Below are 19,625 nucleotides of genomic sequence, written 5' to 3'. Positions count from 1 at the left end.
GCCTGCTGCGGGCGCGCCGTGGCTGGCCGCGCAGTTCCCCGCGCCCCTTAGGGGGCACCCCGGTGCATGGTCGACTGCGGGTCCGTCGTGGTTGCCCGCGCCGTTCCCCGCGCCCCTGAAAGACGGGGCTTCGCCCCTGTCTTTCGTTTCCGTGGGCGACCTGCGCTTTTGGCTTTTAGGGGCGCGGGGAACTGCGCGACCAGCCACGACGCACCCGCAGCCAAAAACGGAGGACCGGGGCGCAGCCCTGTCCTTTAGGGGCGCGGGGAACTGCGCGGCCAGCCACGACGGACCCGCAGCCGAGAGCCGGCCCCGCGCAGCGTCTCAGTGGTGGTTCTGGGCCAGTCTCAGCAAGTGGTCCGCCAGGGCCTGGCCGCCTGTCGGGTCTCGGCTGATGAGGAGCAGCGTGTCGTCGCCCGCGATCGTCCCCAGGATGTCCTGCAACTCCGCCTGGTCGATAGCAGAGGCGAGGAACTGCGCAGCGCCCGGAGGCGTGCGCAGAACCACCAGGTTCGCCGAAGCCTCCGCGGAGATCAGCAGCTCCGCGGACAGCCTCCGCATCCGCTCCTCCTTCGCCGACTCCCCCAGCGGAGCGCGGGGCGTCCGGAAACCCCCCTCGCTCGGCACCGCGTAGATCAGGTCGCCGTCGTTGTTGCGGATCTTCACCGCGTTCAGCTCGTCCAGGTCCCGCGACAGCGTCGCCTGTGTGACGTGCAGCCCGTCGTCGGAGAGCAGCTTCGCCAACTGGCTCTGGGAGCGCACCGGCTGCCGGTTGAGGATGTCCACGATCCGGCGGTGGCGTGCGGTGCGGGTCTGCGGAACAGCGGGTCCCGCGTGGTCGTGATCCTGCGCCTGAGTCATCGTCGTCTCATTCTCCGGTCATTCTCCGGTTCGTCCGTCCCCGTTGGACCCGTTGGTCCGGTCGGTCACCGTGTCGAGAACACCGGGGAGGGCCCCGAGGAACGTGTCCACCTCGTCCTCGGTGATGTTCAGGGGCGGCATCAGCCGTACGACATCGGGGGCGGGCGCGTTCACCAGGAGGCCGGCGTCCTGAGCCGCCTGTTGCGCGCGGGGCGCGAGCGGCTCGGTGAGCACGATACCCAGGAGGAGCCCCGAGCCCCGGACATGGTCGACCAGCGGGTGTCCGAGGGACTCGATTCCCTCGCGCAACGTCTCGCCGGACCGCTTCACGTTCTCCAGCAGGCCCTCGGACTCGATCGTGTCGAGGACGGCGAGCCCGGCGGCGCAGGCGACCGGGTTGCCGCCGAACGTCGTGCCGTGGTGGCCGGGCTTGAGGAACTGGGCGGCCCGTCCGAAGGCCACGGTCGCGCCCAGCGGCAGCCCGCCGCCGAGGCCCTTGGCCAGCGTGACGATGTCCGGCAGGACACCCTCGTGCGCCTGGTACTCGAACCAGTGCCCGGTCCTGCCGACCCCGGTCTGCACCTCGTCCAGGACGAGGAGGCTGCCGGTGGCCGCGGTGATGGCGCGGGCCGCCTTGAGATAGCCGGGGGGCGGCACGACCACACCGTTCTCGCCCTGGATCGGCTCGATGACGACGAGCGCGGTGTCCTCGGTGACGGCGGCGGCCAGCGCCTGCGGGTCCCCGTACGGGACGTGGGTGACGTCGCCGGGCAGCGGCAGGAACGGGTCCCGCTTGCCCGGCTGGCCGGTGAGCGAGAGCGCGCCCATGGTGCGGCCGTGGAAGCCGCCGTCGGTCGCGACCATGTGCGGGCGGCCGGTCAGCCGGCCGATCTTGAAGGCGCCCTCGACGGCCTCGGCCCCCGAGTTGCAGAAGTACACGCGGCCGTCGCGCCCGAAGAGCTGGAGGAGCCGTTCGGCGAGCGCGACGGGAGGTTCGGCGACGAAGAGGTTGGAGACGTGTCCGAGGGACGCGATCTGCTTGCTCACGGCCTCGACGATCGCCGGGTGGGCGTGGCCGAGCGCGTTGACCGCGATGCCGCCGACGAAGTCCAGGTACTCCGTGCCGTCGGCGTCCCACAGCCTGGTGCCGGCGCCGCGGACGAGCGGCAGCCTGGGGGTGCCGTAGTTGTCCATGAGCGCGCCCTGCCAGCGCTGGGTGAGTTCCTCGTTGGCAGTGTTGGCGGTGTTGGCGGTCATGCGTCGGCTTCCCCCTCCGCATCGGGCACGACCATCGTGCCGATGCCTTCGTCCGTGAAGATCTCCAGCAGGATCGAGTGCTGGACCCGGCCGTCGATCACGCGGGCGGTGGTCACGCCGTTGCGTACGGCGTGCAGACAGCCCTCCATCTTCGGCACCATGCCGCTGGCCAGCTCGGGCAGCAGCTTCTCCAGCTCCTTGGCGGTGAGCCGGCTGATGACCTCGTCGGAGTTCGGCCAGTCCTCGTAGAGGCCCTCGACGTCGGTGAGGACCATCAGTGTCTCGGCGCCCAGCGCCGCAGCGAGTGCCGCAGCCGCCGTATCAGCATTGACGTTGTAGACATGTCCGTCGTCCTGACTGCGGGCGATCGAGGAGACGACCGGGATCCGGCCGTCGGCGAGCAGTGCCTCGATCGCGCCCGTGTCGATCGCGGTGATCTCGCCCACCCGCCCGATGTCGACCAGTTCCCCGTCGATCTCGGGCTGGTGCTTGACCGCGGTGATGGTGTGCGCGTCCTCGCCGGTGAGTCCCACGGCGAGCGGACCGTGCTGGTTGAGCAGTCCGACGAGTTCGCGCTGGACCTGTCCGGCGAGCACCATGCGTACGACGTCCATGGCGTCCTCGGTGGTGACCCTGAGGCCCGCCTTGAACTCGCTGACGATGCCGTGCCGGTCCAGGGCCGCGCTGATCTGCGGGCCGCCGCCGTGCACGACGACGGGCTTGAGCCCGGCCTGGCGCAGGAACACGACGTCCTGGGCGAACGCGGCCTTCAGGTCCTCGTCGATCATGGCGTTGCCGCCGAACTTGATGACGACGGTCCTGCCGTTGTGCCGGGTCAGCCAGGGCAGCGCCTCGATGAGGATCTGCGCCTTGGGCAGCGCGGTGTGCTTACGGGTGGCGCTCATGACGAGTACGCGCTGTTCTCGTGGACGTACTCCGCCGTGAGGTCGTTGGTCCAGATCGTGGCGGTCTCGGTGCCCGCGGCGAGGTCGGCGACGATGTGGACCTCCCGGTAGCGCATGTCGACCTGGTCGCGGTCCTCGCCCACAGAACCGTTCTTGCAGACCCAGACGCCGTTGATGGCGACGTTCAGCAGGTCGGGCTCGAAGGCGGCGGAGGTCGTGCCGATGGCGGAGAGCACGCGGCCCCAGTTGGGGTCCTCGCCGTGGATCGCGCACTTGAGGAGGTTGTTGCGGGCGATGGAGCGGCCCACCTCGACGGCGTCGTCCTCGCTCGCCGCGTTGACGACCTCGATCCTGATGTCCTTGCCGGCGCCCTCGGCGTCCCGGATCAGCTGCTGGCCGAGGTCGTCGCAGACGGCCCGTACGGCCTCGGCGAACTCCGCGTACTCGGGGATGACCTCGGAGGCGCCGGACGCGAGCAGCAGCACGGTGTCGTTGGTCGACATGCAGCCGTCGGAGTCGACGCGGTCGAAGGTGACCTTCGTGGCCGCCCGCAGCGCCTTGTCCAGGCTGTCGCTGTCGACGTCGGCGTCCGTGGTGAGGACGACGAGCATCGTGGCGAGGCCGGGGGCGAGCATGCCGGCGCCCTTGGCCATGCCGCCGACGGTCCAGCCGTCGCCCTGCACGACCGAGGTCTTGTGGACGGTGTCGGTGGTCTTGATGGCGATGGCGGCCTTCTCGCCGCCGTGCTCCGACAGGGCCGCGGCGGCCTGCTCGACGCCCGGCAGGAGCTTGTCCATGGGGAGCAGGATGCCGATGAGCCCGGTGGAGGCCACGGCCACCTCGGCGGCGTTCTGTCCGAGGACGTCGGCCACCTTCTCAGCGGTGGTGTGCGTGTCCTGGAAGCCCTTGGGTCCCGTACAGGCGTTGGCGCCGCCGGAGTTGAGGACGACGGCGGTCAGCCGGCCGCCCTTGAGGACCTGCTCGGACCACAGCACCGGCGCGGCCTTCACGCGGTTGGAGGTGAAGACGCCCGCGGCGGCGAGGCGGGGCCCGTTGTTGACCACGAGGGCCAGGTCGGGGTTGCCGTTCTCCTTGATCCCGGCGGCGATGCCGGTCGCCGTGAACCCCTTGGCTGCCGTGACACTCACGGTGCGACTCCGATCGTGGAAAGCCCGGTGGCCTCGTCGAGCCCGAGGGCGATGTTCATGCTCTGGACGGCACCGCCCGCGGTGCCCTTGGTGAGGTTGTCGATGGCGCTGATCGCGATGATGCGCCCCGCGGCCCCGTCGTACGCGACCTGCACCTGAACGGCGTTGGAACCGTGGACGGACGCGGTGGCCGGCCACTGCCCCTCGGGCAGCAGGTGCACGAACGGCTCGTCCGCGTACGCCTTCTCGTAGGCGGCCCGGACGGACTCCGCGGTGACGCCGGGCTTCGCCCTGGCGCTGCACGTGGCGAGGATGCCCCGGGACATCGGGGCGAGGGTCGGGGTGAAGGACACGGTGACGGGCCCGTCCGCGACCGCGCCGAGGTTCTGGATCATCTCGGGGGTGTGCCGGTGGCCGCCGCCGACGCCGTACGGGGACATGGACCCCATGACCTCGCTGCCGAGCAGATGCGTCTTGGGGGACTTGCCCGCGCCGGACGTCCCGGACGCGGCGACGACGACGGCCTCGTTCTCGGCGAGGCCCGCCGTATATGCGGGGACGAGCGCCAGCGTGACCGCCGTCGGATAACAACCGGGCACCGCGATGCGCCTGGACCCCTCCAGCGCCGCGCGGGCACCCGGCAGCTCGGGGAGGCCGTAGGGCCAGGTCCCGGCGTGCGGTGAGCCGTAGAACCGCTCCCAGTCGGCCGCGTCCTTCAGCCGGAAGTCGGCGCCCATGTCGACGACGAGGACCTCCGGGCCGAGCTGCTCGGCCACGGCGGCGGACTGCCCGTGGGGCAGCGCCAGAAAGACGACATCGTGCCCCGCGAGCACCTCCGGCGTGGTCTCCTGGAGTACGCGGTCGGCGAGCGGCAGCAGATGCGGTTGCAGGGCGCCGAGCCGCTGTCCCGCGTTGGAGTTGCCGGTCAGGGCGCCGATCTCGATCCCGGGGTGCACCAGAAGCAGACGCAGCAGTTCCCCGCCCGCGTACCCACTCGCTCCGGCCACTGCCGCACGTACCGCCATGGAACCCTCCTCTTAGATGGCATGACTATACGTTTCGCTGCACGTTTATGCAATCTTGCCTGGGTGAGGGCTCACGTCACAGGGGCTATATTCTTCGTCCTCAGGGCGGAGCGAAGTAACGGTGGCACCGGAACCGACATCCCGCCGCAGAGAGTCTTGGACACCAGCCCCGTCCCTACGGACGCGCGTGTCTCGACTGCCTGGAGGGCGTGTCAGGTGTACCCGCTGCAAGATTCCGACCCGACGAACATGGGCCGCTACCGTTTACTGGGACGGCTCGGTTCCGGCGGCATGGGAAGCGTCTACCTCGGCCGCACGCCCGGGGGACGGCCCGCCGCGGTCAAGGTCATCAACGCCCATCTCCAGTACGACCCTGCGGCGTTGCAGCGCTTCCGTCGTGAGGTGGAGACGCTGGGGACCATCCGCAACGCCTTCACCGCGGCACTCATCGACGCCGAGGTGGACAGCCCGCCGTTCTGGATGGCCACCGAGTACGTGCCCGGCCCGACGCTGGCCGACGCGGTCGCCGCCGCGGGGCCCTTCCCGGTCGACCTCGGTCGCGCCGTGCTGGCCGCGCTGGCCGAGGGGCTCGCCGACGTCCACGTGCACGGTGTGCTGCACCGGGACATCAAGCCGCAGAACGTCATCCTGTCGGCCACGGGTCCCCAGCTCATCGACTTCGGGATCGCCCGCAGCGAGGACATGGCGAACATCACGCAGGTCGGCACCGCGATAGGCACCCCGGGGTTCATAGCCCCGGAGAGCCTGACCCGCAGCGAGGCGGGTCCGCCGTCCGACGTGTTCGCGCTCGCCGTCACGCTGGCCTACTGCCTCACCGGCCGCGCGCCGTACGGGCAGGGCTCGTTGGCGACCGTCTCGTACCGCACCGTGCACGAGGACATGGACCTCGCCGGGGTTCCCGCGGAGATGGCCGAGCTGCTCGCCCTCTGCGCGCACAAGGACCCGGCGATGCGCCCGGAGCCGCAGCGCATCGTGGAACTCTGCGCCAGCGAGACCGACATCGTGCGGCATCCCGCCTACCAGCGGATCATCGCCATGGCGCCCGCCTCGGACATGGCGGCGGCCACCGCTCCGCCCACGCCGCCCGCACCCTCGGCGCCGTACGCCCCCACGAGGGTCGACGCCACCGCACCCACCGCGGCGGTCGACGCCGCGGCCCTGCCGGGCGCCCTCCCCTCATCTCCGGCCCCGGCGACCGTCGCGCAGACCCGGTTCCTGGCATCCGGGCCCCCGACCGAACCGCCCGGCACTCCGCCGCGGGGCACCGGGCGCCCCTGGTACCGCCGCACCCCGCTCATCGCCGCCGGCGCCGTGGTGACGGTCGCCGTCGTGGTGGCCGCCGTGTTCGCCCTGCAGGGCTCCGGCTCGGGCGCCGAGGCCAAGGACCCGAAGGGGTCGGCGAGCCGCGGCGACGCCCACCGGAAGACGGCCGACGCCGGCGATCCGGAGGCGAGCAAGGAGCCGGAGGCGAGCGAGAAGCCCGAGAGTCCCGCGCCCCTGCCGGAGACGCTGACGGTCGAGCCCCGGCGGACCCTGCAGACGGGCGAGTTCCTGCAGACCGCGCACATGAAGCTGATCATGCAGCCGGACGGCAACCTCGTCGCCTACGACGTGGACGACAAGGCGACCTGGGCGTCCCTCACCTCCGGCGAGAACTACAAGGCCGTGTTCCAGGAGGACGGCAACCTGGTCGTCTACACCGCCGACGACAAGCCGGTGTGGGCCACCAACACGGGATACCCCGACGGAGGGGCCGTCCTCGAACTCCGCGCCGACGGCAGCTTCGCCGTCACGAAGAACGGCCAGGACCTGTTCCTGAGCACCAACGACACCACCGAGAAGGGCTGACCCGTCCTCGCGCCGGGGCGGTCCGGGCAGCTGTCACCACGCCCGGACCGCCCGGCCGGTCACCCCTTCCTGATCCGCAGGAACGTCACCGAGTTCGCCGGGAAGGTGTACGTGAACTTCCTCGCGACTCCCGGGAAGGTGGACGTGACCGGTGCGACGGCCGTGTCCGTCTCGGTGTTCACGGCGTCGGCCGCGGCGGCGAGGGTCGTCACCTCGGCCTTCGGGCGGACCTTCGCGCTCCCGAGGTCGACCGCCGTACGGGCGTCCACCGCCTGGGCGTTGACCACCTTGACGATCAGGTCGCCGGTCCTCTTGTCCTTGGTGACGACCTGCCGGAACGGCTCGGCGGGCTTGTCGTCGGTGAAGCTTCCCCACTCCTGGCCGTCGAGGGAGAGGGTCACCTGCCGGCCGCGGACCTTGACGTCGATGTCGTAGGCACGGCCCGTCCCGACCGACCCGGCCTTGGAGATCAGCGTCGACTTGCCGCCGTCCACGGCCTGTTCGACGGCGGACTGGGTGTTGTTCCAGCCGCCCAGGTTCCACCAGTAGTAGTTACCGGTGTCCTTGACGCCGAAGGCGACGAGGAAGCCCTCCTTGCCGGCCTTCTTGGTGGCCTTCACGTGCAGGTCGTAGTCGTGCCAGGCGGGGTCGCCCGCGGAGACCATGGTGTTCTCGGCGGCCTCGTCGCTCTGCACGTACTGCCCGTCCTGGACGCTCCAGCTGCCGCCGCCGGTGTGGGTCCACTGCGAGGCGTCACCGGAGAAGTCGTCGGCGAGCAGTTGCGTACCGTCCGCACCGGTCACCCGCACGTCGTCGTACGCGGCGCTCGTCGCCCACGTCGACAGGCCGACCGCTCCCGTGATGGGACCGCTCAGGGACGGTGTGCCGGTCGCGCTCGACGGTACGACCCGGTCGCCGGTGTTGCGCATGAAGAGCTTCTGCACCTCGTAGTTGGCGGAGTTCCAGGAGGCGTGGTTGTTGAACCAGATGAGGTCCGGACGCCACTGCACGTAGTCCTCGTTGGCGAGCAGCGGGGCGTACGAGGCCAGCTTCACGACGTCCGCGTTGCGCTCCAGGCCCGTCATGAACGCCGCTTCGGAGAGGGCGTTCTTGAAGGTGTTGCCCTGGGAGGCGTACTCGCCGAGGAAGACCTTGGGGCCGCCGCGGTCGTACGCGTCGTAGCGGTCGTTGTTCTGCAGGAACCACTGCGGGCTGTTGTAGTAGTGCTCGTCGACCAGGTCGACGTTCGCCTCCCGGTTGAGCTTCCAGGCCGTGTCGAAGGTCGAACCGCTGTCGTCGGGGCCGGAGTTGGAGACGACGGTGACGTCCGGGTACTTCGCCTCGACGGCCGCGCGGAACTGCTTGAAGCGTTCGAAGTACTCGTTCGGCAGGTTCTCCTCGTTGCCGACCGCGAGGTGGGTGAGGTGGAAGGGCTTCGGATGGCCCATCGCGGCGCGCTTCCCGCCCCACTCACCGGTCACCGGCCCGTTGGCGAACTCGATGAGGTCCAGGGTGTCCTGGATGTGCCGCTCGAGGAGCGCGTCGTCGTCGACGGCCTGGTTCTGGCCGCAGCCGGTGACGAGGGCGGGCACCACGGGCAGCGGCATGGCTCCGACATCCTCGGAGAACTGGAAGTACTCGTAGTAGCCGAGGCCGTAACTCTGGTTGTAGCCCCAGAAGTTGGCGTTCGTGGCGCGCTGCTCGACCGGGCCGATCGTGTCCTTCCACTGGTACGCGCGCCTGCGCTCCCAGCCGGACTCCTCGTCGTACCCCTTCATGCTGCCGGTGTTGACCAGGCAGCCGCCCGGGAAGCGGACGAAGCCGGGGTCCAGGGCGGCGATCTTCTCCGCGAGGTCCCTACGCAGGCCGTGGCCCTTGTACGTGTCGCGCGGGACGAGCGAGATCATGTCGAGCGCGGCCGGGCCGCCCGATGCCACCGTGAGGCGGCCGGTGGTGCTGGTGCGGGTGGCGGTGAGGCGTGCCGTGTACTTGGCCCAGCCGCCGCGCGCGGTGACCCGGCGGGCCTGCGCCAGCTCACCGTCGGCGTCCTGGAGGGTCACCGTGAGGGCGGAGGAGCCGTCGGCGCGGGCCCATACGGAGAAGTCGTAGGCCTTGCCCGCCTGTACCGAAAGGCCGGTGTTGTAGCCGGAGTTGGTGACGGACGAGCCGGCGCCCAGGGCGAGGTAGGTGCGGTTGCGGGCGTTCAGCCGGCCGTCGTCGTCCGCGGTCGTCGCGGTGCCGGTGGTGGCCCAGGAGGTGAGCGGGGTGTACGAGCGGTTGTCGGCGGTCGAGTACTCGAACGACCGGTTCTGCACCAGCTCCGCGTACAGCCCGCCGTCCGCGGCCCGGTTGATGTCCTCGAAGAAGACGCCGTACATGGTGTCGTCGATCCGCGCGCCCGCGGCCTCCGGGTCGACGGTGATCGCGTAGTCGGTGGCGTCCTCGGCGGCGGCGTCCACGGGCGTGGCGCTCACCGGGGGCGGCACGAGGAAGGAGGCGGCCAGCAGTGCGGTGGCCGTGAGGGCGAGTCTCCAGCGAGTGCGGGTGCGGGCATGTGACATGGATCCTCCGCGGCTCTGAGAGGCGTGTCTGAGAGGGGGTCGACATGTTCGATATACCGGACGCTGATCAATACTTCGAACGGCAAGATAGGTAGGGGGCAGGATCACGTCAATGGGTTGGACAGGAGAGGCCGCGGTGACGGAGGGGATGGCCGGATTCCGGCCGGTGGGCGACGTACTGGCGTACCTGGCCGGGAGCTGGCAGGTGGAGCGCTCGGTGCGGGATCTCGCGAGCGGGGCGACGGGTGCCTTCAGCGGGACGACGGTGTTCGAGCGGCTGGACGGCACCGGCTCCGGCCCCTCCGGGGGGCTGCTCCACCACGAGTCCGGCACCTTCGTGTGGCAGGGCGTGGCCCGGCCCGCCGAGCGCACCCTCAGGTTCCTGCCGGGCGACGGGGCGAGCCGGGCCGACGTACGGTTCGCCGACGGCCGCCCCTTCCACGACCTGGACCTCGCCACCGGCAGGCACGTCACCGACCATCCGTGCTCGGCGGACCTCTACCGGGGCGAGTTCACCGTGTACGACGCGGACCGCTGGCGGACGGTGTGGCGGGTGGGCGGCCCCGCGAAGGACCTGCTCCTCACGACGGACTACACGCGGTCGTGACCGGCCACACGCGGTCGTGACCGGCCACACGCGGTCGTGACGGACTACACGCGGTCGTACTGAGCGTCGAAGCGCAGGTTCCAGCGGCCCGCCCAGCCGATCAGGGCGGCCGTCGACAGCGGGCGCACGTCGAAGTTCCAGTACGTCGACGGGTGCGCCTTCAGGGCGTAGACGAGCGCGGCACGGACGACCGCCGGTTCCGCGACGGCGACGATCCGGCCGCCGTCGTCGGCGGGGCGGGTGTCCAGCCAGCCGCCGACCCGCCGGATGAACTCCGCGAGCGGTTCGCCGCCGTGGGCCGCGGAGTACGGGTCGGCGAGCCAGGCGTCCACCGCCTCGGGCTCCCGGGCCATCGCCTCACCGAGGGTCAGCCCGCGCCAGCGGCCCATGTCGCAGTCCCGCAGCGCCGGCTGGACCAGCGGCGCGAGGCCCAGCGCGTCACCGGTGGCCCGGCTGCGCGGGGTCGGCGAGCAGTACCGCAGCTCGGCCGCGGCGAGCGGTATCAGGGCATGGGCGACGCGCTGCACCTCGCCCCAGCCCGCCTGGTCCAGCGGCCGGTCGTCGTCGAAGCGCTCGGCGAGCAACGAGGAACCGCGGGCGGCGGCGATCAGCGTGACCCGAACATGCATGCGGCGATCGTGAGCGCCGGAACTGCGCAGGTCAAGAGCTGATCGACGGCACACACGGAATACTCACGCGAAGGCCCGCACAAAGTGCGTGGACGACCCACGGAAGGAGAATCAGGACACCGCCTGTCAGGGCACCGTCATTCGAAGCTCAGCGCCATCCACCGGTCGGGCCGGTCCAGCACCTTGAACCCGAGCTTCTCGTACACCCCGTGCGCGTCGTGGGTGGCGAGCAGCACGCGGCGCAGGCCGAGGGGGCGCAGGTGGTCGCGGACGGCGGTGACCAGGGCGGTGCCGAGCCCCTTGCCCCGCGCGGACCGGACCACGTACACGTCGCAGAGCCAGGCGAAGGTGGCCCCGTCGGTCACCACGCGCGCGTACGCCGCCTGGTCGCCCGAAACCGTCTCGTACGCACCGAAGTTGAGCGATCCGGCGATCGCGCGCTCCTGCTTCTCGCGCGGTCGGCCGAGCGCCCAGTACGCGTCGTCGGCGAGCCAGCGGTGGACCCGGTCGACGTCGATGCGCGCGGGGTCGGTGGAGATCTCGTAGCCCTCGGGGAGGCTGGGTATGTCGGTCATGGCGGGAGAGTCGCAGGTCAGGCTTGCGCTGTCGAACCGGTTTCGGCGCAGGCCGTGTGCAGCCTGCGGACGCCCTCGGTGATTTCGGCGGTGCTCGCGACCGCCGCGAAGCTCAGGCGCAGGTGGGCCGCCGGGGGTTCGGCGCTGAAGTAGGGGCGGCCCGGGGTGACGGCCACGCCCGCGCGCAGGGCGGCGGACACGAGCGCCGGCTCTCCCCCGGAGCCGAAAGCCTGGGAGGTACCCCCACTGCCGTCGGGCAGCCGCAGCCACAGCTGGTAGCCGCCGGACGGGATGTGCGGCAGGGCGAGTTCGGGCAGCCGCAGGCGCAGTGCGGCGGCCATCGCGTCGCGCCGGACGCGCAGTTCGGCCGAGACGGCCCGCAGATGGCGGGGCCAGGCGGGCGAGCCGACGAGTTCGAGGGCCGCCTCCTGGAGGGGGCGCGGCACGAAGAAGGTGTCGACGACCTGGATGGCCCGCAGCCGTTCGAGGACGGGCCCGCGGGCGGCCAGCGCGCTCACCCGGAAGCTCGGCGAGGTGGCCTTGGTCAGCGAGCAGACGTGTACGACGACTCCGTCGGGGTCGTCCGAGGCCAGCGGTCGCGGCAGCGGCCCCGAGTCCTCGTGCACGAGCCGGCGTACGAAGTCGTCCTCGATGACGAACGCGCCCGCCTCGCGGGCGATCCGCAGCACCTCGCCGCGCCGCTCGGGGGCGAGCACCGCGCCGGTCGGATTCTGGAACAGCGGCTGGCAGACGAAGACGCGGGCGCCGGTGGCACGGAAGGCGTCGGCGAGCAGGTCCGGTTTCACCCCGTCCCGGTCGACGGGCACGGGCACGGGCCGCAGCCCGGCCGCGCGGGCGATCGCCAGCATGCCGGGATAGGTGGGCGACTCGACGAGGATCGGGGCGCCGGGCGGGGCGAGTGCGCGCAGCGCGGTGGTCAGCGCGGACTGGCCGCCGGCCGTGATGAGCACCTCGGCGGCGGTGATGGCGCCGCCGATGCCCCGCGCGAACCACTCGCGCAGTTCGGGCAGTCCGTCCACCGGCGGGCGCGCCCAGACACCCGGTCGGCGGCCGGCCCGGGACAGCGCCGCGGCCATGGCCCGTTCCGGCTGGAGCGAGGGGTGCAGATAGCCCCCGTTGAACTCGATGACTCCCGGCGGCGGGGCGGCCAGCGAGACGAGTACGCCCGAGGCGTCCACCGTGCGGGGTACGAGTTCGGTCGTGGCGTCCGCGCTGAGGGCGACCTCCTGCCAGGAGGTGTCCCCGACGGCGGGGCCTGCGGCGCGCGGCCCGGCCCGGAAGGCCCCCGCTCCGGGCCGGGTGACCACCAGGCCCTCGGCGGAGAGCTGGGCCAGTGCCCGGGACACGGTCACGGGGCTCACCCGGAACCGTTCGACGAGCGCCCGGCTGGACGGCAGCTTTCCACCGGGAGAGTAGCGGTCCAGCTCCCCCCGCAGCCGATCGGCCAGTTCAGCGACACTGCTACGCTCATGCATGAGAGCAGAGAATAGCGCTACCACACGGACCTCGATAGCGGTGTCCGGCACACCCGGAGCGTCCGGCACACCCGGCAGCCCGTCCGGGGACGTCCGGGACTTCGGCCGCCCGGATCCCCGTACCGGGACCCTCATGGCCGCGCTCGGCGTCGTCGCCTTCTCCCTCACCTTCCCCGCCACCGCGTGGGGGCTTGAGGGCTTCGGCCCCTGGTCACTGGTGGCCGTGCGGAGCGTCCTGGCCGCGATCGTCGCGGGCGGCTGTCTGCTCGCCCTGCGCGTCCCGCTGCCCGGCCGCCGTCACTGGGCGGGGCTCGCCGTCGTCGCCGCCGGAGTCGTCCTCGGCTTCCCGATGCTCACCACCCTCGCCCTGGAGACGTCGACCACCGCGCACGCCGCGGTCGTCGTCGGCCTGCTCCCCCTGACCACCGCCCTGTTCTCGGCGCTGCGCGTCGGCACCCGCCCCTCCCGGACCTTCTGGGCGGCGGCGTCCGCGGGCGCCGCCGTGGTCATCGCGTTCACCGTGCAGCAGAGCGGCGGCGCCCTGAGCAGCGCGGACGCCTACCTCTTCGGCGCCCTGCTGATCTGCGCGGCGGGCTACACGGAGGGCGGCCGGCTGGCCCGGGTGATGCCGGGCTGGCAGGTCATCGGCTGGGCGCTGGTCCTGTGCCTGCCGCTCACGGTGCCGGCGGCCGCGATCGCCCTGTCGTACGAGCCCGTGGAGCTGACCGCGCACAGTGTGACCGGGCTGCTGTGGGTCGCGGTCGGCTCGCAGTTCGCCGGCCTGGTCGTCTGGTACCGCGGGATGGCCGCGATCGGCATACCGAAGGCCAGCCAGCTGCAGCTGGCCCAGCCGCTGCTCACCCTGGTGTGGTCGGTACTGCTCCTGGGCGAGCACCTGACCCCGGCCGCCCCGCTGACGGCGGCTGCCGTACTCGTCTGCATCGCGGTCACCCAACGGGCCCGGGGCTGACCGATTCGCCCGGCCCGGCCCCAACGCGCGCTACCCGCCGTAGACTTGCGGTCACGAATCGCCACTCCCGTGCGGAACGAGGAGGCCCTACAGATGCAGGCAACCGTAGGCGACCATCTGCTGGTGCACGGCAGGATCGTCGGGCAGCACGACCGGGTCGCGGAAGTCATCGAAGTACTCGGACAGCAGGGGAACCCCCCGTACCGGGTCCGCTTCGAGGACGGTCACGAGACCCTGATGTCTCCCGGCCCCGACTGCGTGGTCCAGCACCACGAGGAAACTCCCCGCTGAATCAGCGTGAGGGCTTCGCCGGCTGCTGGTAGTGGTCGGCGACCACCCTCGCCATGGCTCCGATCCGGTCGGCGGCCACTTCCTTGGCCGAGAAGAAGACGTGCCCGCCCACCTGCGGATGGTTCGCGGCGAGCGTGAGATGCGCGGACAGCTCGGCCGGGTCCTGCCAGGCCGCGGGCTGCGCCGGGTCACCGGCCTTGTACAGCGCCTCACCCACGTACAGCTTCGTTCTGCTGCCCTGCGCGACCTGCGACCACCAGGGGACGAGCTTCGCGTAGTCGGCCGCGGCGAAGCCGATGTTCCAGTACAGCTGCGGGCAGATGTAGTCGATCCAGTTCTCCCGGACCCATTTCCTGGTGTCCGCGTGCAGGTCGTCGTACGTCTGCACGCCGGCGCGGCTGTCCGAGCCCAGCGGGTCGGTCGTGGCGTTGCGCCACACCCCGAAGGGGCTGATCCCGAACTGTGTGCCGGGCCTGACCTCCCTGATCCGGGCGGCCGTCTCCAGCACCAGGCGGTCGATGTTGTTGCGCCGCCACGCGGCCCGGTCGGGGAACTGCCCGCCGTGCGCGGCGTACGCGGCGTCGTCGTCGAAGACCTGGCCGGCGACCGGGTACGGATAGAAGTAGTCGTCCCAGTGGACGGCGTCCACGGCGTACTTCCCGACCGCGTCCAGCATCGCGTCCTGCACGAAGGCGCGGACCTCGGGCAGCCCGGGGTTGTAGTACAGCTTCCCGCCGTAGGGCACGATCCAGTCGGGGTGGACGCGGGCGGGGTGCGAGGCGACGAGCCGCGAGGGGTCGGTGTGGTTGGCGACGCGGTACGGGTTGAACCAGGCATGCAGTTCGAGCCCCCGCGCGTGGGCCTCCGTGACGGCGGTGCCCAGCGGGTCCCAGCCGGGATCCTTGCCCTGGACCCCGGTCAGGTACTGCGCCCAGGGCTCGAAGGGCGAGGCCCACAGGGCGTCGGCCGTGGGGCGCACCTGGAAGATCACGGCGTTCAGCCGGCGCTCCACCGCCGTGTCGAGGTGCGCGAGCAGTTCGGCGCGCTGCTGCGCCGCGGTCAGGCCCGCCTTCGAGGGCCAGTCACGGTTGGCCACGGTCGCCAGCCACATCCCGCGCAGCGCACCCGCGGGGTCCCGGCGCCGACGCCGGTGCCGGCGGCCGTCGTGCCCGCCTCCCCCGCCGCCGCCTCCGCCGGACATCTCCGCCGCCACGGCCACTCCCGCGGTGACGAGTCCCGACAGTCCGGCCGCCGCGGTCATCGCGAATCCCCGTCGTGACATACGCCCCATGCCGTACCCCAAACACAGTGGGTCCGCCCGGTCACGGACCGTCTACCTCGCACAGCATGCACGACCCGCCCCGTCGTACGGGGACAGATCCGGAGTAACGTGCGTGGCGTCGGCGGGTACCGGACAACGGACACCCGCCGGACCCATGACAGTGAGAGCGGACAGTCAGAGCGAAAGGGACGATGTGACCGACATCGAACGCGTCGGAGTGGTGGGCTGCGGCCAGATGGGAGCGGGCATCGCCGAGGTGTGCGCCCGCGCCGGCCTGGATGTGAAGGTCGCCGAGACCACTGGTGAGGCGTTGGAGATTGGCCGGACCCGGCTCTACAACTCGCTCTCCAAGGCCGCCGAGCGCGGCAAGATCTCCGAGGAGGAGCGGGACGCCACCCAGGCGCGGCTCTCCTTCACGACGGACCTCGGCGAGTTCTCCGACCGCGATCTGGTGATCGAGGCGGTCGTCGAGAACGAGCAGGTGAAGACGGAGATCTTCCAGGTCCTTGACCAGGTCGTGCTGCGCCAGGACGCGATCCTCGCCTCGAACACCTCCTCCATCCCGCTGGTGAAGCTCGCCGTCGCCACCTCGCGGCCCGACCAGGTCATCGGCATCCACTTCTTCAACCCGGCCCCGGTGCAGAAGCTCGTCGAGCTGATCCCGGCGCTGACCACGTCCGAGGGCACCATCAGCCGGGCGCAGTCCCTGGTGGAGAAGATCCTCGGCAAGCACGCGATCCGTGCGCAGGACCGCTCGGGCTTCGTGGTCAACGCGCTGCTGATCCCGTATCTGCTCTCCGCGATCCGGATGTTCGAGTCCGGCATGGCGAGCCGCGAGGACATCGACAACGGCATGGAGCTGGGGTGTGCGCACCCCATGGGGCCGCTCAAGCTGTCCGATCTGATCGGGCTCGACACGGTGGCTTCCGTCGCGTACTCGATGTACGAGGAGTACAAGGAGCCGTTGTACGCGGCTCCGCCGCTGCTTCAGCGGATGGTCGACGCGGGGCGTCTTGGACGGAAGTCGGGGTCGGGCTTCTACACCTACGGGTAGGGCCCGGCTGCTTGAGGTGGCCTCGGGATGTTGATCGGGTGCGGGTCCGTCGTGGCTGGTCGCGCAGTTCCCCGCGCCCCTTAAAAGCAGGGGCGCTGGCGCCCCCTAAAGCGCCTGGGCCCCGCCCAGCCGAAATAGTCACCCTCCGTGTAAGTTTTGGCCTGTGCGGGCCCGGCTCTCTTTTGAGGGCCGGGCCCGCCGTATTCACACACCGTGTGCGCTCCGGGCCCGCATATGCCCCTCGCACACGCTCCCCACGCACCCACCAGGCCTGTTGACTTTCCGTGCACATGTTAGGGATGTGACGACTACGGAAAGGAGCGGACACGTGACCGCCGACCCGGAGCATCCCGTGGTCCGAGGAGAAGTCGCAGAGTTACGTCGCCGTCTCGATGTGGCCCATGCCACCGTCGAGGGGTGCATGACTCTGCTCAGTCATCGCGCCGAACAGACCGCCAAGGAGCTCGACGACCTGAGCAGTCGGGTCATCGCGCTGGAGCACACCCGCTGGCCGCTGCGCGCGGTCGCGGTCGTCACGGCGGTGGGAGCGCTGGCCGTGGCGGTCTGGCAGGCTCTGGGCCGTTGAGCCCGTGGACGCGGTGGGGGATCAGGGCAAGGCGTCCAGCCCGAGCCTCAGATGATGCAGGAGGAGCAGCGCGGCAGCCATATTGGCGGCCGGAACCTCACCGCGGGCGACCATGTCGGGAGCGAGCTTCAGGGGAACCCATTCCCGGCGGTCGGACTCGAAGTCGTCCACAGGATGCCCGATGTACGCGCCTTCGTCGGCCCAGTAGATGTGGTGCCGGGCGTCGGTGAGTCCGTTCGAGGGCTCGACGCTCATCAGATGGCGCAGAGGTCCCGGCCGCCAGCCGGTCTCCTCCTCCAGTTCGCGGGCCGCCGCGACGGCGATGTCCTCGCCGTCCTCGACGACGCCCGCCGGAAGCTCCCATCCCCAGCTGTCGGTGATGAAGCGGTGCCGCCACAGCAGCAGCACCTCGTTCGCCTCGTTCACGACAGTGGCCACGGCGACGGGACGCAGCCGGATTAAGAAGTGATCGAGATGCCGGCCGTCAGGCAATGCGACATCTGCGAGATTGACGCTGAACCAGCGATTTGCGTACACGATTTGTTCGTTCTGTTTCGTCCACTGCACTTTTCTGCCACCTTTCGACGGGTAGGTGGCAATATCGCAGCAGGAGTGTCCGCACAGCAGGCTCGCAGTGGGCCGCTACCGGCGCAGTGGCAGGCGCAAAGGCACCCGCCAGGAGGGCTCGTGGCCCCCCGGGCGGTCGGGACGGTCGGTCGTCGAAGCGGTGTCTAGAGCGGCACGCGCAGTGCTCCGTCGATGAGTTCGGCGGCCTCGGAGGTGCCCGCGCAACCGCTGGCCACCAGGTGTTCGCGTACCGCCCGCAGTCTGTCGCGCAGCCGCTGGGACTCCATCCCGCGCGCCCGTTCCGCCATTTCGACCGCGGTGACCACCGCTCTGTCGGCGTTCCCCTGGCGCAGTTCGATCTGGCTGAGCATGGCGAGCCGGTGCACCCTGCCGCGGTCGTGCGCCGGATTGTCCACGGCTGCCGCGGCGTGCTCCTGGGCCGCGCTCAGATCACCGAGGCTCAACAGCGCCTCCGCCACCTGCACGTTGACCAGACCCGGCTGGACATAACCGGTCTCGTCCGGCTCGTAGCCGCGCCGGATGCGGTCGGCGGCCTGCTCGGCCCGCCGGATGCAGGACAGCGCGCTGCTGCCGTCACCGAGGTGCGCGTACGCCTTGGCCTGCATCGCAGAGAGGTCCGACGCGAGCGCCGGCGTGATGTGGCGCCCCGCGGCGCGCAGCGCGGCCTCGGCGAAGGCCACCGCCTGCCGGTGCTCACGCATGAACAGCGCCTGGTTGACGAGGAGCGCGATCACATAGGCGCCGAGTCCCCTGTCCCCGCTGGCCTTCGCGAGCCTGAGCGCCTGGTGGAAGTAGCGCTGGGCGAGCCCGTGCGCGTCGGAGTCGTACGCGCAGATGCCGGCGATCGCCACCAGGCCGCCGGTGGCGCGGTGGAGCTGACGGCCGGTGGCGTCGGTGTAGCTGCCGCGCAGGAGCGGCGCGGTCTCGGAGTTGAGGAATCCGACGATGCGCGTACGGGTCGCGACACCGCCGGCCTTGCGGTACATCTGCTCGTAGTGGGCGCGGGCGGCGCGCAGCATCTCGATGTCGGACATGCGGACGCGGTGACGTCCGCCGCGTGAGACGTCCACGTCCTCCGGCGGGTTCTCCCACTCCCACACGGGCATCACGGCGGGCGTGCCGGTGACGGCGGGGGCGCCGAGTATGTGCGGGCGCTGCTGTTCGTCGGAGCGCCACAGCGCGGTGGCCCGCTCGACGAAACCGGAGAGGGTCGTCCCGTGCGGGGTGGCCGGTTCGCCGGGTACGCCGAGGCCGATGTCGTCGAGTGTGACGGGCCGTTGGAGCCGGACGGCGAGGACCTCGCAGATCAGGTCGGGCACCTGGCCACGGGGGCGCTGGCCCTTCAACCACCGCGCCACGGCGGTGTGTTCGTAGCGGAGTGCGAGACCGCGCACCCGTCCTGCCTGGTTCACATGTGCCGCGAGTCCCGCGTGGGAGATTCCGGCCTCGTCGAGGATCGCGTCGAGCAGAGTGTTGGGCTGCATGAAGGCCATCCGATGGCTGGGTGCAGACGGTGCTTTTCAACCTAGCGCCTCTCCCTTCACACGGGGTGTGAACGGAGTGCCCGGATCCGGGCAGTACGCGCGCTGTCGCGGAGAGTTGTGAGCCGGTTGACTGAACTGCCTCGCAAGAGGCCGGCCGGGCCGCCGGCTCCCCCTCGTACAGTGCGGCGGCCCGGAATCACGCCGTCCGTCCCGCTGCCTGCCCGACACTCCGTGGCGGGCGGACGGCTCCGCCGGGTTGTGCCGGGTCACTGGGCGTTGGTTCTCTGGTGCGGGTTCGATGTGGCTGGTCGCGCTCACGCGGCGGAGCCGCATATGTCACAGCCCCGCGCCCCTAGGCCCTGTCGTCAAATTCCCGCCTGCCGGCCGACGCCTGGCACGCCCTCTCGCCGCACCGGGCGAAAGCCCAAGTACGTCCA

At 71.1% G+C, this 19,625-nt stretch carries 18 protein-coding genes; 6 read left to right on the top strand and 12 right to left on the bottom strand.

Translation table 11 applies throughout. The features are described 5' to 3' along the window. Positions 1 to 324: 324 nt before the first annotated feature. Genes ACFVH5_RS32290 through argC form a run of 5 tightly spaced genes read right to left on the bottom strand, consistent with a single transcriptional unit; the run spans position 325 to position 5,196 of the window. Positions 325 to 861 carry an arginine repressor gene (locus ACFVH5_RS32290; RefSeq protein ID WP_384808324.1) on the bottom strand — a complete coding sequence of 179 codons (537 nt, stop codon included), beginning with the start codon at positions 859 to 861 and terminating at the stop codon, positions 325 to 327. 18 nt (positions 862 to 879) lie between these two features. Then, the gene (locus ACFVH5_RS32285; RefSeq protein ID WP_385837266.1) at positions 880 to 2,118 is read right to left on the bottom strand and encodes an acetylornithine transaminase; all 1,239 of its coding nucleotides are present in this window, start codon (positions 2,116 to 2,118) and stop codon (positions 880 to 882) included. Next, entirely contained in the window at positions 2,115 to 3,023 is a 909-nt protein-coding gene (argB, locus tag ACFVH5_RS32280; protein WP_385837265.1) for an acetylglutamate kinase, read from the bottom strand. Before argB ends, ACFVH5_RS32285 begins: the two co-directional genes overlap by 4 nt. Next, on the bottom strand, positions 3,020 to 4,171 hold the full coding sequence (gene argJ / locus ACFVH5_RS32275) for a bifunctional glutamate N-acetyltransferase/amino-acid acetyltransferase ArgJ (protein ID WP_385837264.1): 1,152 nt from the start codon (positions 4,169 to 4,171) through the stop codon (positions 3,020 to 3,022). Before argJ ends, argB begins: the two co-directional genes overlap by 4 nt. Then, the gene (gene argC, locus ACFVH5_RS32270) at positions 4,168 to 5,196 is read right to left on the bottom strand and encodes an N-acetyl-gamma-glutamyl-phosphate reductase (RefSeq protein ID WP_385837263.1); all 1,029 of its coding nucleotides are present in this window, start codon (positions 5,194 to 5,196) and stop codon (positions 4,168 to 4,170) included. Before argC ends, argJ begins: the two co-directional genes overlap by 4 nt. Positions 5,197 to 5,412: 216 nt before the next feature. Between argC and ACFVH5_RS32265 the strand changes: the two genes are divergently transcribed. Further along, positions 5,413 to 7,065, top strand: coding sequence for a protein kinase (locus ACFVH5_RS32265; protein WP_385837262.1), 1,653 nt, complete (start codon positions 5,413 to 5,415; stop codon positions 7,063 to 7,065). 59 nt (positions 7,066 to 7,124) lie between these two features. On the opposite strand, the gene ACFVH5_RS32260 is transcribed toward ACFVH5_RS32265, so the two are convergent. After that, positions 7,125 to 9,626 (bottom strand): alpha-L-arabinofuranosidase C-terminal domain-containing protein, encoded by a 2,502-nt coding sequence (locus tag ACFVH5_RS32260; protein WP_385837261.1) that lies wholly within the window; start codon positions 9,624 to 9,626, stop codon positions 7,125 to 7,127. A 148-nt stretch (positions 9,627 to 9,774) separates the two neighbouring features. Here ACFVH5_RS32260 and ACFVH5_RS32255 point away from each other — a divergent pair, with 148 nt between their 5' ends. Further along, positions 9,775 to 10,233 carry a DUF6314 family protein gene (locus tag ACFVH5_RS32255; protein ID WP_385837275.1) on the top strand — a complete coding sequence of 153 codons (459 nt, stop codon included), beginning with the start codon at positions 9,775 to 9,777 and terminating at the stop codon, positions 10,231 to 10,233. 44 nt (positions 10,234 to 10,277) lie between these two features. Here the strand turns inward: ACFVH5_RS32255 and ACFVH5_RS32250 are convergent, their stop codons facing one another. From ACFVH5_RS32250 to ACFVH5_RS32240, 3 genes are all read right to left on the bottom strand, one after another. Then, positions 10,278 to 10,862, bottom strand: coding sequence for a histidine phosphatase family protein (locus ACFVH5_RS32250; RefSeq protein WP_385837260.1), 585 nt, complete (start codon positions 10,860 to 10,862; stop codon positions 10,278 to 10,280). Between the two features lie 137 nt (positions 10,863 to 10,999). Beyond that, a complete protein-coding gene (locus ACFVH5_RS32245; RefSeq protein ID WP_385837258.1) occupies positions 11,000 to 11,437 on the bottom strand; it encodes a GNAT family N-acetyltransferase in 438 nt (145 codons plus the stop codon). 17 nt (positions 11,438 to 11,454) lie between these two features. Next, positions 11,455 to 13,068 carry a PLP-dependent aminotransferase family protein gene (locus ACFVH5_RS32240; RefSeq protein WP_385837257.1) on the bottom strand — a complete coding sequence of 538 codons (1,614 nt, stop codon included), beginning with the start codon at positions 13,066 to 13,068 and terminating at the stop codon, positions 11,455 to 11,457. Here ACFVH5_RS32240 and ACFVH5_RS32235 point away from each other — a divergent pair. Continuing rightward, complete coding sequence (locus tag ACFVH5_RS32235; protein ID WP_385837256.1) at positions 13,067 to 13,903, top strand: DMT family transporter; 837 nt, start codon at positions 13,067 to 13,069, stop codon at positions 13,901 to 13,903. The two genes, ACFVH5_RS32240 and ACFVH5_RS32235, sit on opposite strands and share 2 nt — an antisense overlap. A gap of 93 nt (positions 13,904 to 13,996) precedes the next feature. Beyond that, positions 13,997 to 14,194: a DUF1918 domain-containing protein gene (locus ACFVH5_RS32230; RefSeq protein WP_385837255.1), complete on the top strand. Its 198-nt coding sequence runs from the start codon at positions 13,997 to 13,999 to the stop codon at positions 14,192 to 14,194. Position 14,195: 1 nt separating this feature from the next. On the opposite strand, the gene ACFVH5_RS32225 is transcribed toward ACFVH5_RS32230, so the two are convergent. Continuing rightward, positions 14,196 to 15,485 (bottom strand): glycoside hydrolase family 10 protein, encoded by a 1,290-nt coding sequence (locus tag ACFVH5_RS32225; protein ID WP_385837254.1) that lies wholly within the window; start codon positions 15,483 to 15,485, stop codon positions 14,196 to 14,198. Positions 15,486 to 15,669: 184 nt separating this feature from the next. Here ACFVH5_RS32225 and ACFVH5_RS32220 point away from each other — a divergent pair, with 184 nt between their 5' ends. Together ACFVH5_RS32220 and ACFVH5_RS32215 are read left to right on the top strand one after the other, a co-directional pair. Continuing rightward, on the top strand, positions 15,670 to 16,530 hold the full coding sequence (locus ACFVH5_RS32220) for a 3-hydroxybutyryl-CoA dehydrogenase (RefSeq protein ID WP_366783615.1): 861 nt from the start codon (positions 15,670 to 15,672) through the stop codon (positions 16,528 to 16,530). Positions 16,531 to 16,858: 328 nt separating this feature from the next. Beyond that, positions 16,859 to 17,116 carry a hypothetical protein gene (locus ACFVH5_RS32215; protein ID WP_267025437.1) on the top strand — a complete coding sequence of 86 codons (258 nt, stop codon included), beginning with the start codon at positions 16,859 to 16,861 and terminating at the stop codon, positions 17,114 to 17,116. A 21-nt stretch (positions 17,117 to 17,137) separates the two neighbouring features. Here ACFVH5_RS32215 and ACFVH5_RS32210 read toward each other — a convergent pair whose 3' ends face one another. Both ACFVH5_RS32210 and ACFVH5_RS32205 read right to left on the bottom strand, forming a co-directional pair. Next, entirely contained in the window at positions 17,138 to 17,683 is a 546-nt protein-coding gene (locus ACFVH5_RS32210; RefSeq protein ID WP_385837253.1) for an NUDIX hydrolase, read from the bottom strand. Between the two features lie 164 nt (positions 17,684 to 17,847). After that, the gene (locus ACFVH5_RS32205; RefSeq protein ID WP_385837252.1) at positions 17,848 to 19,188 is read right to left on the bottom strand and encodes a transcriptional regulator; all 1,341 of its coding nucleotides are present in this window, start codon (positions 19,186 to 19,188) and stop codon (positions 17,848 to 17,850) included. Positions 19,189 to 19,625 lie beyond the last annotated feature (437 nt).

The sequence above is a fragment of the Streptomyces sp. NPDC127119 genome (genome assembly GCF_042677425.1).
Lineage (GTDB): Bacteria > Actinomycetota > Actinomycetes > Streptomycetales > Streptomycetaceae > Streptomyces.
The sequence above is the reverse complement of the archived record's forward strand: the minus strand, read 5'-3'. Positions and strand labels throughout refer to the sequence as shown.

Bases quoted from the DNA above. Each gene is read 5' to 3' on its own strand.
- ACFVH5_RS32240 (WP_385837257.1), bottom strand. From the start codon at position 13,068: ATGAGGGTCCCGGTACGGGGATCCGGGCGGCCGAAGTCCCGGACGTCC.
- argB (WP_385837265.1), bottom strand. From the start codon at position 3,023: ATGAGCGCCACCCGTAAGCACACCGCGCTGCCCAAGGCGCAGATCCTC.
- ACFVH5_RS32285 (WP_385837266.1), bottom strand. From the start codon at position 2,118: ATGACCGCCAACACCGCCAACACTGCCAACGAGGAACTCACCCAGCGC.
- ACFVH5_RS32260 (WP_385837261.1), bottom strand. From the start codon at position 9,626: ATGTCACATGCCCGCACCCGCACTCGCTGGAGACTCGCCCTCACGGCC.
- ACFVH5_RS32255 (WP_385837275.1), top strand. From the start codon at position 9,775: ATGGCCGGATTCCGGCCGGTGGGCGACGTACTGGCGTACCTGGCCGGG.
- ACFVH5_RS32235 (WP_385837256.1), top strand. From the start codon at position 13,067: ATGGCCGCGCTCGGCGTCGTCGCCTTCTCCCTCACCTTCCCCGCCACC.
- ACFVH5_RS32205 (WP_385837252.1), bottom strand. From the start codon at position 19,188: ATGCAGCCCAACACTCTGCTCGACGCGATCCTCGACGAGGCCGGAATC.
- ACFVH5_RS32245 (WP_385837258.1), bottom strand. From the start codon at position 11,437: ATGACCGACATACCCAGCCTCCCCGAGGGCTACGAGATCTCCACCGAC.
- ACFVH5_RS32225 (WP_385837254.1), bottom strand. From the start codon at position 15,485: ATGGGGCGTATGTCACGACGGGGATTCGCGATGACCGCGGCGGCCGGA.
- argC (WP_385837263.1), bottom strand. From the start codon at position 5,196: ATGGCGGTACGTGCGGCAGTGGCCGGAGCGAGTGGGTACGCGGGCGGG.
- ACFVH5_RS32290 (WP_384808324.1), bottom strand. From the start codon at position 861: ATGACTCAGGCGCAGGATCACGACCACGCGGGACCCGCTGTTCCGCAG.
- ACFVH5_RS32250 (WP_385837260.1), bottom strand. From the start codon at position 10,862: ATGCATGTTCGGGTCACGCTGATCGCCGCCGCCCGCGGTTCCTCGTTG.
- ACFVH5_RS32230 (WP_385837255.1), top strand. From the start codon at position 13,997: ATGCAGGCAACCGTAGGCGACCATCTGCTGGTGCACGGCAGGATCGTC.